This is a genomic window from Sorangium sp. So ce375 (assembly GCF_051473855.1).
Taxonomy (GTDB): domain Bacteria; phylum Myxococcota_A; class Polyangia; order Polyangiales; family Polyangiaceae; genus Sorangium.
In genome coordinates this window covers 6428978-6441636 of the sequence record NZ_CP150335.1, presented here as the reverse complement: position 1 = coordinate 6441636, position 12659 = coordinate 6428978, and the positions used below count along the sequence as shown (strand labels likewise).

Here is a 12659-nt window from a genome sequence, read left to right as displayed (position 1 = left end):
AACACGGCCGCTCGAACGGCCCTTCATGCCCGAGCCGTCCATCGAGAACGCAACTCGCTGGATTGCGCCGGGGCGCCCGCATCCCGCTCGCCTCTCCGGGCATGCGCGGCTACGAAGGCAGCGTTGGAGCCCCACGCGACCATGCCCACGCTGCTGCGTTCACCGGCCACGAGGCTCGGCGCCGCGCTCGTCGCGATCGCGATGGCGCTCGTCGGCTTCCTGCCCCTCTTCGACGGCCCCGGCTACGAGAGCGCGCTCGCCGCCGGCCTCCTCGTCCCGGGCGTCGCGGCGATCGTGACCGCCCTCGACGTCGCTGCGCACCGGCCTCCGCCGATCGTGGCGTTCCGTCGCGGCGTCGCGAGCGGCGCCCTGCTCGCGGTCGTCGCGTACGCCACCACGCTGGCGCACGGCCTGCGCGGCGGCTTCTGCGACGTGCTCGGCGGCTCGGCGCACTTCGCCCTCGGGCCCGGGCTCGGCGCGGCGCTCGGCGGCGCCTGGGGCGCCGTCGCGGGCGAGCTCGCCGCCGGCATCCGGCGCGACGACGCCGCGCCCCCGCGCTCCGCGTGGCGCCGCCGGCTCGTCGCCGTCCTCGCGGCGCTGGCCGCCCCCCTCGGCTCGATCGGCGTGAGCGCCGTCCGCTTCTACACGAGCCCGATCGTGTTCGCCTACGACCCCTTCGCCGGCTTCTTCAGCGGCACCCTCTACGACACGGTCGTCGACGCGTCCGGCCTGCTGACCTACCGCGCAGGGACGCTGGCCACCCTGTTCGCCGCGTCGGCGCTCGCGCAGCACCTCGTGCACGACGCCAGCGGGCGGGTGTCGTTCCAGCTCCAGGGCCGGCCGGGGCTGCTCCTGCTCGGCGGGGCGTGCGCCGCGCTGAGCGCCGCGACCGTCCTGGAGGGCGCGCGCCTCGGCCACTTCCAGACCTCCGAGACCATCGCGGCCGAGCTCGGCGCGCTCTCGAAGGGCCAGCGCTGCGAGGTCGTCTACCCGCGCGGCATGCGCGAGGCCGACGTCCAGCGCTTCGTGCGCGAGTGCGACGCCCACATCGAGGCCGGAGAGCGCTGGCTCGGGGCGCCCGCGCTGGTCGACGGCCAGCCGCTCCGGGTCCGCGCCTACCTGTTCGAGAGCGCCGCGCAGAAGGGCGCGCTCATGGGGGCGTCGCGCACGTACGTCGCGAAGCCGTGGCGCCGCGAGGTGTACCTGCAGGCCGCCGGCTACCCGCACCCGACGCTCGGGCACGAGATCATGCACGTCCTCGCCGGCGCCTTCGCCCGCGGCCCGTTCAAGATCGCCGGGCGGCTCGGCGGGTGGCTCCCCGACCCGGGGCTCATCGAGGGGATCGCCGTCGCCGGCTCGCCCAGGGAGGGCGAGGACCTGAGCCCGCGCGCGTGGGCCAAGGCCATGAAAGATCTCGGGATCCTGCCGTCGCTCGCGCGCCTGTTCGCGCTCGGCTTCCTCGCCGAGAACTCGTCGACCGCGTACACCGTGAGCGGCGCCTTCGTCGGCCACGTGCGCGCGACGTACGGCGCCGACGCGGTGCGCGCCTGGTACGGCGGCAAGGCGCTGCCGGAGATCACCGGCGCCTCGTGGGAGGCGATGGAGCGCGCGTGGCACGCCGATCTCGACGCGCTCACGCTCCCCGACGCGGCGAGGGCGCAGGCGAAGGCCCGCTTCGATCGCCCGGCGCTCTTCGAGCGGCGCTGCCCGCACGTGGTCGACGCGTGCACGAACAAGGCGGAGGCGCTGCGCGCGCGCGGCGACGTCGAGGGCGCCATCGCCGAGTACGAGCGCGTGCTGTCGCTCGACCGGAGCCCCGCGCCGCGGGTCGCCATCGCGGAGGCGCGGCTCGCCAGCGACGCGCCCGGCGAGAGGGGCGAGGGGGTCCGCGAGCTCGAGGGCATCGCCGGGGACGGGTCGATCCCGCGCCACCTGCGCGACCGCGCGGCGGAGCGGCTCGGCGACGTCGCGCTCGCGGCGGGCGACAGGGAGCGCGCGGCGGCGTGGTACGGCGAGGTCGCCGGCCGGCTCGTCGACGAGGATCGGCTCCGGACGCTCGACGTGAAGATCGCCGCCGCGAACGACGAACGCGCCCGCGCGGCCGTCGTCGAGCTGCTGATCGGGACGCGCGGCGGCGCGCCCGACAGGTTCCGGGCGGCGGAGCTCCTCGGCGCGTGGGCCGCGCAGTCCCCCGGCGACGGCCTGCCGAGCTACCTGCTCGCCCGCCAGTACCTGGGCGACGGCCGCTTCGATGAGGCCGCCGATCGCCTGGACCGGGCGCTCGCGGCCCACCTGCCCGTCCAGCGGGTCTGGATCGAGGCCGAGCGGCTGCGGATGGTGGTCGCGTGCGGCGTCGAGGACGTCGAGACCGCCCGCAGGATGTTCGCCCAGTACGCAGCCCACGACGGGGCCGCCGGCACGGGGCCCGCCGTGAGCGAGGAGCGCCGGGACGCCGCCCTCCGCCTGCTCGAGCGCTGCTCCGGCGCGGCGGCCCGGCCTACGTCCCCGGCGACCACCTCCGACCCGCCGGCCGGACAAAAGTGAAGAATGCCTCTCGTCCCTGCGCGCCGACGTGGTGAGATGTCGTGGAAATGCACGCTGGTCCTGCGAGCGAGAGGGTTGGCCGCCTCGTCGCGCTGAACGCTGTCCTCACCGTCGTGGCCCGGCACTCGAACCTCCTCTTGCCGAGGCCGTTCGAGGAGCTCGCCGGAGCTGTCGGCCGCTTCGCCGCGTTCCAGCTCTTCGCGGTCGTGTTTCCGGAGCCGGAGGGCGAGCTCTGCGCGTACGCGGTCTTCCGCGGCGACGCGCTCTCCGCCGCGCCGTTCGGCGCGCGCCTGCCGGCGCCCGCGGCGCTCTTCCGGCGGGTGTTCGCCGAGGGCGAGCCGTTCTCCTGTGACGACACCCGCGCGGGGAACGCGCTCAAGGACATGGGACCGAGCGAGGGGTGCCTCTCCTACGTCGCGCTCCCGGTGCGGGCCGCGCCTCCGGGCGCCGAGGCCGGATCTTCCGCCGCGCGCTCCGGTGCGGCCGGCGCCGGCGGTGGCTTCGGCTGTACGGTCATCGCGGCGCTCGTCGTCGGCTACGGCGACGCCGGCGCGGCGGCCTCGGCGCCGGCCGCTCTCCTCGAGGAGATCGCCGAGGCGCTCGGCGCCGGCCTGGATCGCTCGCTGCGCGTCGTCGCCGGGGAGCGCGAGGCCGCCGAGCGGCTGCTCAGGATCCGCGAGCTCGAGGAGCAGCACAGGAACCTCCTCGACAACGCGCCGCTCATCATCTTCCGGCTCGATCCCGGGTCCGGCGAGCTCTCGTTCCTGAACCGGCACGCCGAGCGGCTCCTCGGCGTGCCGGTGGCCGAGGCGCTGCGGACGCCCGGCTTCCTCGGGGAGGCCCACGCCGACCCGGAGGGCGTGATGTGCTTCGAGGACGCGGTCGCGCGGGCCAAGCTCGGGGCCCCGTCCGCCTCGTACGAGGCGCGCCTGCGGAGGCGGGGCGGCGACGCGATCACCGCGCGCGGCACGGTGTACCCGCTCGTCTCCGATCGAGGCCGCGTGGTGGCGATCGAGGGGGTCCTCGCGGACGTGAGCACCGAGCACGCGGCGCGCACCCGGCTCATCCAGGTCGATCGCCTCTCCACGCTCGGCACCCTCGCGGCCGGCGTGGCCCACGAGATCAACAACCCCGCGGCGTTCATCCTGCTCGGCCTGGACATGCTCGATCGCCTCCTTCGCGGCCCGAACGTGCGCATGGAGGGCAGCGCCGCCTCCAGCGCGTCGGAGCTCGTGAAGGAGCTGCGCGACTCGATCAAGCGCATCGTCGACATCGTCCGCGATCTCAAGCTGTTCGCGAGCCCGCCGCAGCCCGAGGGCTCGCGGCGCACGCTGACGGACGCGAACCGCACGGTCGACTCCGCGCTGAGCCTCACGCGCGGCCAGATCATCGAGCGGGCGCAGATCGTGAAGAACCTCTCCGAAGTGCCGCCGATCCTCATGGATGACGGGCGGCTCGGCCAGGTCATCGTCAACCTCCTCGTCAACGCAGCCCAGGCGATCCCGAAGCCGACCTCGAAGCACGAGCCCCGCGATCAGACGGTGACGGTCGAGACGCGGAGCGACGGGGACACGGTCGAGATCGTGGTGAGCGACACCGGCGCCGGCATCGCGGAGGAGAACCTGCCGCGCATCTGGACGCCGTTCTTCACGACGAAGGGGCCCGAGGTCGGCACGGGGCTCGGCCTGTCGATCAGCCGCGAGATCATCGAGCGCGCCGGCGGGCAGATCACGGCGGAGAGCCCGGTGCCGGGGAGCGATCCGCCGTGCGGGGCGCGCTTCATCATCTCGCTGCCCGCGGCGGGGCGCGACGAGGAGGCGACGCCGAGCGTCTCGCCGGTGCCGCGGCTCGTGTCGAAGCGGGCGCGGGTGCTCGTGGTCGAGGACGAGGCGTCGCTCGCGCGCGCGCTGTCCGACCAGCTGGGCCGCGTGCACGAGGTGGCGCTCGCGCCGAGCGCGGACGCGGCGATGGGGATGCTCGCGGGCGGGCAGCGCTTCGACGTGGTGCTCTGCGATCTGCGGATGCCCGGCACGTCGGGCGACGTCTTCTACACGCGGGTCCGGGAGAGCGATCCGGCGCTCGCGCAGGGGTTCATCTTCATGACCGGCGTGGGCTTCGGCGCCGACGTGGAGCGGTTCCTCGCCTCGTCGGGCCGCCGGCTCCTGGAGAAGCCGTTCTCCGCCGAGGACGCGCTGAGCGCGATCGCCGAGGTCGTCACGGCGAACCGGGCCGAGGAGCGGGAGAGCACGAGGTCGCGGTGACGCGCGGTCGGTGGTGAGGCGCGCGGTCGCGGTGAGGCGCGGTCGGCGGTGAGGCGCGTGATGGTCGCCCGAATGGGCTCCAGCGCCCCCACGACCTCGCCACCCGACGCGCACGATGCCGCCCGATCAGGGGCTGATCCGCGTCGCGGCCGAGGCGACGCCGCGCCGCTGGACGACGCCCGCGGGCATGGCTAGCTCCAGCCGATGAACCTCGCCGACGTGATGCGGAGCCTCGCCGCGCTGGGCAACGAGAAGATGCGCGAGGTCAACGCCCGCGCGGGAGACGCCCATGGCGTGAACCTCACCCAGCTCCGCGCGCTCGCGAAGCAGCTGAAGGCTGACCACGCCCTGGCCTGCGAGCTGTGGCGCACCGGGGACCCCGACGCCCGCCTCCTGGCGACGCTCGTGTTCAAGCCGAAGGCCTTCTCGGCGGACGAGCTGGACGCGATGGTCCGGGAGATCGGCTACCCCAAGCTGCTCGACTGGTTCATCGTCAACGTGGTGAAGGCGTCGCGCCACGTCGAGGAGCTGCGCGTGCGCTGGAAGGACTCCGCGAGCGCGCTGGTCGGGCGCGCCGGCTGGAGCCTGACGACGGACCGCATCGTAAAGAGCCCTGCCGGCCTCGATCTCTCCGCGCTGCTCGACCAGATCGAGGCGGAGATGAAGGCGGCGCCGGGCCCGAAGCAGTGGTCGATGAACCACTGCCTCGCCGAGATCGGCATCCACAACCCCGGGTTGCGCGCCCGCGCGATAGCCATCGGCGAGCGGCTCGAGGTGCTCAAGGACTACCCGGCGTCGCCGGGCTGCACGCCGCCGTTCGCGCCGGTGTGGATCACGGAGATGGTGCGGCGGCAGAAGGCGGAGAAGACGCGGGGCGGGTGAGGGGTCGGCGCCGGCAGACAGGTCCGGCGCCGGGGCGGGGACGTGCGCGCGCAGCGTCGAGCGCGCACGCCGGAGCGCGCTGGCCACGGGCGGATCAGCCGAGGAGCTGCGCGCAGATCTGCTGGAGCTCCCGCAGCACGTCGGGCGTGGCCTGCAGGGTGATCCGGGAGCGGTGCTCGCCCTCCTGGTAGCTCAACGTGAGCAGGACGACGGGCGCCGCGATCTTCGCCCCGCGGCTCGCGGCCGCCATCGTGTCGATGCGCCAGTCGACGCCGGTGAGCACCTTGCCGTGATCGAGCAGGGCGCCGCGGACGATCTCCCGCCGCACGAGCGCCTTCGCCTGGTCGTAGCCGGCGAGCAGGATGGCCTGGATCTCCTCGGCGCCCTGGCCGGGCGCGAGCGCCGCGACGTCGGCCGCGAGCGCGGCGCGATCGAGGTCGAGCTTGCTCGCCTCGCGGACCAGGAAGCGGCACGCCTTGAGCACCCGCGCGAGCGCGTCGGACGCGACCTCGTGCCGGCGGCAGAACGCGTCGAGGAGCCGCTCCACGGCGGCGGGCACCGGCTCGCCAAGGCTGGGCCCGAGCGCCTCCCAGAGGCGCTGCCGCGCGCCCTCGGGCAGCTCCAGGAGCCGGCGCAGGTCGGCGGCGAGCTCGGGGGGCGGCGGCGCCCCGCCGAGGCTGCGGAGCTCGGCGCTGGGGGAGGGGGCTCCGCGCGGGGGCGTGCTCATCGCGATCTCGACGACGATCGCCGAGCTCCGCGTCGATGTCGATCGCGGCGCTTGGCGTATCGGCCCGCCGGCGCGGCGCAGCGCGGGCTCATTGGCTCAGCTGGATCGGTACGTAGAGCGCTCGCATCGTCGACGCCGTGCCGGCGCGCGTGTACCCGGCGAGGCCGAACAGGACGTTCCACCAGTGCCCGTCCGGCGTCTCGCCGTACGAGAACAGGGGGACGAGGTGGAACTCCCACTCCTTGCCGTTCCGCACCCGGTGCTCGCGGTACACGGTGTTGAGCGCGACCTGCGTCACCGACGTCGGGTCCGCGAACCGGAAGAAGAACGGCAGGGCCACCGTGGTGCGCGACGTCGGCGACGCGAAGTCCCAGAGGAACGGCGCGGCCACGAGGTGCGTCGAGTCGCGGTTCCTCCCCGAGTAGAAGAACGGATAGATGTCCGTCTCCCAGCCGGTGAGATCCCGCGTGTGCCGCACGAGCGGCGTGAGCCACATGGTGTCGCTCAACCCGGGGCGCTTGAAGCGGCCATAGAGCGGGAAGAGGACGAGATCGTCGCTGCGCGGCGAGGTGTTCCGGTAATAGAACGGGAGCAGGAACGTCCGCTCGAGGTCGATCGACGGATCCCGATATTGCCAGAAGAGCGGCGTGATCATGTCGAGCTCCGTCCGCCCTCGGTAGCGAGCGTAGCCCCAGGTCGCGAAGGTGCTCTCCCCCTCTTCGCCGCGCGCCTTCAGGAAGAGCGGCGTGATGAGCAGGCTCTTGTTGCCCTCGTACCCGTAGTGGAAGAACGGGAACAGCGTCGTCCGATCGTGGTTCTTGCCCCAGCTGTGCCAGTAGAAGGGCATGACGTTGAACACGTCGCCCTTGCGGGAGTGCTGCCACATCAGCGGGCCCCAGACGTTCGTGGAGCGGTCTCCGACGTCGCTGTAGTGGTAGTAGTGCAAGAGCGGCGGGATGACCTCGTACTCGCTGCTCTCGTCGCGGCCGTAGAAGTACAGGGGCGCCAGGCCGAGATCGATCTTGTCGGCGGAGCGCGCGTCGCACGCGGGGCCGCCCTTCCACTTGCAAAAGAGGGGGCCGACGAGGTTGAAGCCGCTCTGCGCCGTGTGGTGCGTGAAGGTCAGCAGGGGAGGGATGTGGAAGTAGCCGCTCCCGTCGTCGCGCTGGCCCTCGAAGTAGAGCGGCGCGAGCCAGTTGTCGTGCCTTCCCGGCTCCGCCTTGCGCCCGGGGCTCGCGGGGCGACCCGCGGACTCGCGGTGCATGAACGGGCCGACGATCGTCGTGTAGGTGTTCTCGTCCCGGAGCTTCCAGAAGAAGGGGAAGAGCACGTCGGCGTCGACGTCCTTGCTCCGGCGGTTGTAGTAGAGCGGCGTCACCATGGTGGCGCGATCGCCGGGCATCCGGCGCTCCGCCCACAGGGGGAAGACCGTCCTGAACTGGTAGCTGCCGCTCCGCTCGCTGTAGTACGGGCCGTACCAGTCGCGCTGGATCTCCGCGGCGCGCCCGACCTCCCACTCGCCGGTGTCGTTCGTGCCGATCTGCTTCTTGACCGCGGGCGGCACGGCCAGCGGGTTCTCCGGCAGGGTCGGCTCCTGCGTCTGGATCGGGCTCTCCTCGGACGTCGGCGCCGCGTGCGTCTCCGGCGTGCCGGGCGGCGGCTTCGGCGGGCTCGAGGGCGGCGGCTGCCCCATGCCGGGCTGGCCGAAGCCGACTTGCGCCGCCGCAACGGACGGAGCGGCGAGCATGGCCAGCGCGGCGGCGAGCGAGAGCGCCGTCGCCGAAACGCGCCGCGCGAGACCCCGCCCCTCGCCCGCCGGCGCGCCGCGCGCCCGTCGCGAGCAGCCCTGCGTTTCCATCGCCTCGGAGGTCAACGCGCTCCCCGCTGGCCGCCGGGCGACGCCTCGAGGGCCCGATCCGCGAGCACGCGCGCCGCTCCTTCCAGCGGGATCTCCTCCTGCACGTGCGCCACGAGGTCCTTGATCTGGAGCACGCCGCGCTCGACCTCCGCGTCGCCCAGGATCACGCAGAGCCGCGCGCCGAGGGCGTCCGCGCGCCGGAGCATCGCCTTGAGCCGCCCGCCGCGCCCGTCCAGCTCGACCGGGACGCCGAGCGCGCGCAGCTGCTTCGCCAGCACGAGCGCCTGATCCGCGCCCGCCTGGCCGAGCGGGGCGAGGAAGCAGCCGGGCCTCCGGCGCGCCGCGTCGCCGGGCATCATCGTGAGCAGCCGCTCCATCCCCATCGCGAAGCCGATCGCGGGCACGCTCGGCCCGCCGAGCCCGGCGACCATCCCGTCGTAGCGGCCGCCGCCCGCGAGCGTGCTCTGGGCGCCGAGATCGCCCGCGGTCGCCTTCACCTCGAAGAGCGTGCGCGTGTAGTAGTCGAGCCCGCGCACGAGCGACCGATCGACGACGTAGTTCACGCCGAGCACGTCGAGGCAGCGGCGCACTCCCTCCCAGTGGGCGCGGTCCGCGTCGTCGAGCAGGTCGAGGATCGACGGCGCGTCGCGCGACACCTCGTGATCGCGCTGGTCCTTCGAGTCGAGGATGCGCAAGGGGTTCTTCGCGAGGCGGCGCTGAGAGTCCTCGCTGAGCTCGCCCTTGCGCGGCGTGTAGTGGGCGAGCAGCGCCTCGCGGTAGCGCTCGCGCGTGCCGGCGCCGCCGAGCGAGTTCACGTGGACGACGAACTCGCCGATGCCGATGTGCTGCAGGAAGCCTGCGACGAGATCGATCGTCTCGGCGTCGCAGAGCGGCCCGGGATCGCCGAAGAGCTCGCAGCCGGCCTGGTAGAACTGGCGGTAGCGCCCCTTCGCCGGCCGCTCGCCGCGGAACATCGCGCCGAGGTAGTACCAGCGCGTGACCGGCTCCTTCGCGTGGACCGCGTGCTCGACGTAGGCGCGCGCGGCGCCCGCGGTGCCCTCGGGGCGGACGGTGAGCTGATCGCCGTGGCGCTCGAAGGAGTACATCTCCTTCTCGACCACGTCCGTCGTCTCCCCCATCTGGTGCCGGAAGAGCTCCGTCGGCTCGAGCAGCGGCGTGCGCACCTCGGCATAGCCGTGGAGCTCCGCGTGGAGGCGGAAGGCCCCCTCGAGCTTGTGCCAGCGCTCCACCTCTTCGGGGAGGATGTCGTTCATCCCCCGTACCGCGCGCAGTTCCATCGCGCGGCGCTTATGGTCGGTGCTGGCGAGCGGGTCAAGCCGGTCGGATGCTTCCCGATACGGTCGGGTCTCGCCGGCGCGTCGTCCGAGGGCTATGGGGTGTCCCCAGAGGCATGGCGAAGGCAAAGGCACGCGCTGCGGCGATCGATCTTGGGAAGGCCCGCGTCGGCGTGGCCGTGACCGACGAGCTCGGGCTCTACGCGCACCCGCGGCCGCTGCTCGACGGGCGAAACCGGAAGGCGCTCCTGGAAGCCCTTGCGGCGCTCGCCCGGGACGAAGGCATCACGCGGTTCTTGGTCGGGCTGCCGCTCGAGATGAACGGGGCCGAGGGGCCCGCCGCGCGGCGGGCGATGGCCTTCGCGCAGGCGCTGGCCGACGCGGCCGGCGTCGAGGTGGAGCTCATCGACGAGCGGCTCTCGACGGTCGAGGCCGCACGGCGGCTGCGCGACGGGGGCGTCTCGGGGCGCAAGAGCAAGGAGCGCGTCGACGGGGCGGCGGCGGCGCTCCTGCTCCAGGCATGGCTGGACGGGAGGCGCTAGAGCGGGAAGTCGCCGCGGGTCAGCAGAGAAGCGCGGCCAGCGATCGCCGGGGCTACCGGCTCTCGCTGCGGAGCAAGAGGTAGGCGCCTGCGGCGCCGACCGCGCCGACCGCGAACAGCACGACGTCCCACATGGGCCACGCGACGCCGGCCGCGCGCCGGAGGACGACGGCCTCCACAACCCGCACGAGCAGCGACGCGAAGCCGTACGCGCACAGCCCGACCACGATCGGCCGGCGCAGGTTGTCGGCCAGATCGACCGCCCTCATGCTGTTGTTCCACACGATCCGGCGCACGTGGCGCGCGCCGATCAGCGCGGGGGTGATCAGCGCGAAGCCGATCCCGGACGCGAGCAGGACCGCCTCGAGGCCCGTCAGGTTGTCGGTCACCAGGCCGCCGCGCGACAGGCGGATGATCGCGGTGACCAGCGTGACGAGGCTGCCGGCGACCCAGAAGAGCCCGAGCGCCGAGAGCAGCAGGATGAGCGGCCTCGCCATGCTCACCTGCTGCGCCTGGCGGAGCTGCATCGTCGGCGCGACGCGCGGCGCCGACGGCATCGACGTGCGCGGCCCGGGCACGCCGGGGACGTCGAGCTCCTTCGGCTCGGCCTCGCTGACGTCGTACAGCGCGAGCTCCGCGTCGAGCTCCTCCATCGTCTGGTACCGATGGCCGGGCTCCTTCGCCATGGCCCGCTGGATGATCATCTCGAGCGGCTCGGGGATGCTCGGCTCGAGCGAGCGCGGGCGGGGCGGCTCCTCGGTGAGCACCGCGGTGAGCGTCGCGGTCGGATCGTTGCGATCGAACGGGCGGCTGCCGGTGAGGGCGCAGTAGAGGATCGCGCCGACGGCGTAGATGTCCGCACGGTGATCGACGCGCTCGCCGCGGGCCTGCTCCGGCGCCATGTACGAGGGCGTGCCCATGATCATGCCGGTCTGCGTGAGCGCGGCGCCCGGCGCGTCGTCGACCTTGGAGATGCCGAAGTCGATCACCTTCGCCGTGGGCATCGCGAGGTCGCCGGTGAGGAACACGTTCTCCGGCTTCATGTCGCGGTGCACCACGCCCTTCGCGTGGGCCGCGGCGAGCGCCTTGCAGATCTGGCGGACGATGCGCACGGCGGGGCCGGTCTTCATCTTGCCAGCCTCGTTGAGGTAGTCGGCGAGCTCCTTGCCTTCGAGGAACTCGTTGACGAGGAACGGCCGGCCCTCCGCGGTGCGGTGGACGTCGAAGACAGTGACGACGTACGGGCTCTGCACCGCGGCCGCGGCCTCGGCCTCGCGCTGGAAGCGCGAGATCACCTGGGGTTGCCGCGCGAACTCCGGGTGCAGCATCTTGATGGCGAACCGCTTGCTGGAGATCCGCGTGTGGCGGGCCTCGTAGACGCGCCCCATGCCGCCTTCGCCGACGACGCGCACGACCGTGTACGTCTCGTTGAGCGTCTTGCCGACGAGGTCGTCGCGGACGGCGTCGTCCTCCGACTCGTCGAGCGTCGCGGCGTCGCGCGGGCAAACCCTGAACTCGGCCGGGTACCGGACCCCGCAGGTGGGGCAGACCTTGGGCGTCGAGTTGTCGCTCCCGGTGGTCGAGAGCGCGGTGGCGGAGGAGGAGAGGCTCGTCATCGCGTTCGCGATATGAAGGTCCGACTGCGAGCCGCGCGGGTCCGACTGCGGTCGGGTCGCTTCGTCGGGGGGCCGGAGGGTACCGGGCATCGCCGACCGAGGGTAACCAATCGGCCGTTCTGGGGGTGACAAATCGCGCGACCACGTCGACCGCGTTGACGGACCGAGGCGCCTGCGTATACTCGCGCGCTCCTCAGCTCACTGGCCTGAAATTCGCGGGCTCCCGCCACTACGGGTGTGGGGCTCAGTTTCAGGCGTCGCTTGGCCAGCCGCCGGCTCCGTTCTTCCGTTTTTTTCGGGAGGCGGACCGGCCCGGACGCTCGGTAGCGCACCGGCAGGGCCATGGAGAGCCAGCCATGCTGCATTCTGTTCAGAAGACGGACATCATCACCAAGTACGCGATCCACGACGGCGACACCGGGTCGCCGGAGGTCCAGATCGCGCTCCTCAGCGAGCGGATCAACCAGCTGCAGGAGCACTTCCGCACGCACCAGAAGGACCACCACTCCCGCCGGGGCCTGCTGAAGCTGGTGAGCCAGCGCCGGCGTCAGCTCGACTACCTGAAGCGCGTCGACATCGAGCGCTACCGCAGCCTCATCACCCGCCTCAACCTCCGCAAGTAGCGGATTTTCGGGGCGATCGCGCCCGCCGCGCCAGCGCGAGGCCTGCCTCGCGCGCCCGCGCCCGCGCTGCACGAGCGCAGGCGATCTCGGCCTGTGTCAGCAGGCCTGCTGAGCCAGTCTGTCCTACCTTCGACCCCGCGCGGCGCATCTCCGCTCCGGCACCCGTGCGCGCGCAGGGGTTCCGGCCCCTTCCGTTCGGGAGGTTTTGCGGTGCGCACCCCTGAACGCCTGCTTTTTGCGCTGGCGAGAGTGGAGCGGACGCTTTAAGGAGGTCACTCATTGACCATGGACCGGCGGGGCGATCGCGCCTCG

9 protein-coding genes are annotated in these 12659 nt (G+C 73.0%); 5 read left to right on the top strand and 4 right to left on the bottom strand.

The window, feature by feature from the left end; translation table 11 throughout:
• Positions 1-141 precede the first annotated feature (141 nt).
• From WME90_RS23830 to WME90_RS23820, 3 genes are all read left to right on the top strand, one after another.
• Complete coding sequence (locus tag WME90_RS23830; protein WP_437283479.1) at positions 142-2544, top strand: hypothetical protein; 2403 nt, start codon at positions 142-144, stop codon at positions 2542-2544.
• Positions 2545-2591: 47 nt separating this feature from the next.
• Positions 2592-4805: a hybrid sensor histidine kinase/response regulator gene (locus WME90_RS23825; protein ID WP_437283478.1), complete on the top strand. Its 2214-nt coding sequence runs from the start codon at positions 2592-2594 to the stop codon at positions 4803-4805.
• Between the two features lie 204 nt (positions 4806-5009).
• Complete coding sequence (locus WME90_RS23820; protein WP_437283477.1) at positions 5010-5687, top strand: DNA alkylation repair protein; 678 nt, start codon at positions 5010-5012, stop codon at positions 5685-5687.
• A gap of 94 nt (positions 5688-5781) precedes the next feature.
• Here WME90_RS23820 and WME90_RS23815 read toward each other — a convergent pair whose 3' ends face one another.
• The 3 genes from WME90_RS23815 to hisS all read right to left on the bottom strand — a co-directional run bounded on the left by WME90_RS23815 (position 5782) and on the right by hisS (position 9570).
• Complete coding sequence (locus WME90_RS23815) at positions 5782-6414, bottom strand: COMM domain-containing protein (RefSeq protein ID WP_437283476.1); 633 nt, start codon at positions 6412-6414, stop codon at positions 5782-5784.
• Positions 6415-6502: 88 nt separating this feature from the next.
• The gene (locus WME90_RS23810; protein ID WP_437283475.1) at positions 6503-8272 is read right to left on the bottom strand and encodes a hypothetical protein; all 1770 of its coding nucleotides are present in this window, start codon (positions 8270-8272) and stop codon (positions 6503-6505) included.
• Positions 8273-8283: 11 nt separating this feature from the next.
• Positions 8284-9570 carry a histidine--tRNA ligase gene (gene hisS, locus WME90_RS23805; RefSeq protein ID WP_437283474.1) on the bottom strand — a complete coding sequence of 429 codons (1287 nt, stop codon included), beginning with the start codon at positions 9568-9570 and terminating at the stop codon, positions 8284-8286.
• Positions 9571-9683: 113 nt separating this feature from the next.
• On the opposite strand from hisS, the gene ruvX reads away from it, so the two are divergent.
• Positions 9684-10109 carry a Holliday junction resolvase RuvX gene (gene ruvX / locus WME90_RS23800; protein WP_437283473.1) on the top strand — a complete coding sequence of 142 codons (426 nt, stop codon included), beginning with the start codon at positions 9684-9686 and terminating at the stop codon, positions 10107-10109.
• A 52-nt stretch (positions 10110-10161) separates the two neighbouring features.
• Here ruvX and WME90_RS23795 read toward each other — a convergent pair whose 3' ends face one another.
• Positions 10162-11724 carry a serine/threonine-protein kinase gene (locus tag WME90_RS23795; protein ID WP_437283472.1) on the bottom strand — a complete coding sequence of 521 codons (1563 nt, stop codon included), beginning with the start codon at positions 11722-11724 and terminating at the stop codon, positions 10162-10164.
• Between the two features lie 356 nt (positions 11725-12080).
• Between WME90_RS23795 and rpsO the strand changes: the two genes are divergently transcribed.
• Positions 12081-12347 (top strand): 30S ribosomal protein S15, encoded by a 267-nt coding sequence (gene rpsO / locus WME90_RS23790; RefSeq protein WP_437283471.1) that lies wholly within the window; start codon positions 12081-12083, stop codon positions 12345-12347.
• The last annotated feature ends 312 nt before the right edge of the window (positions 12348-12659 follow it).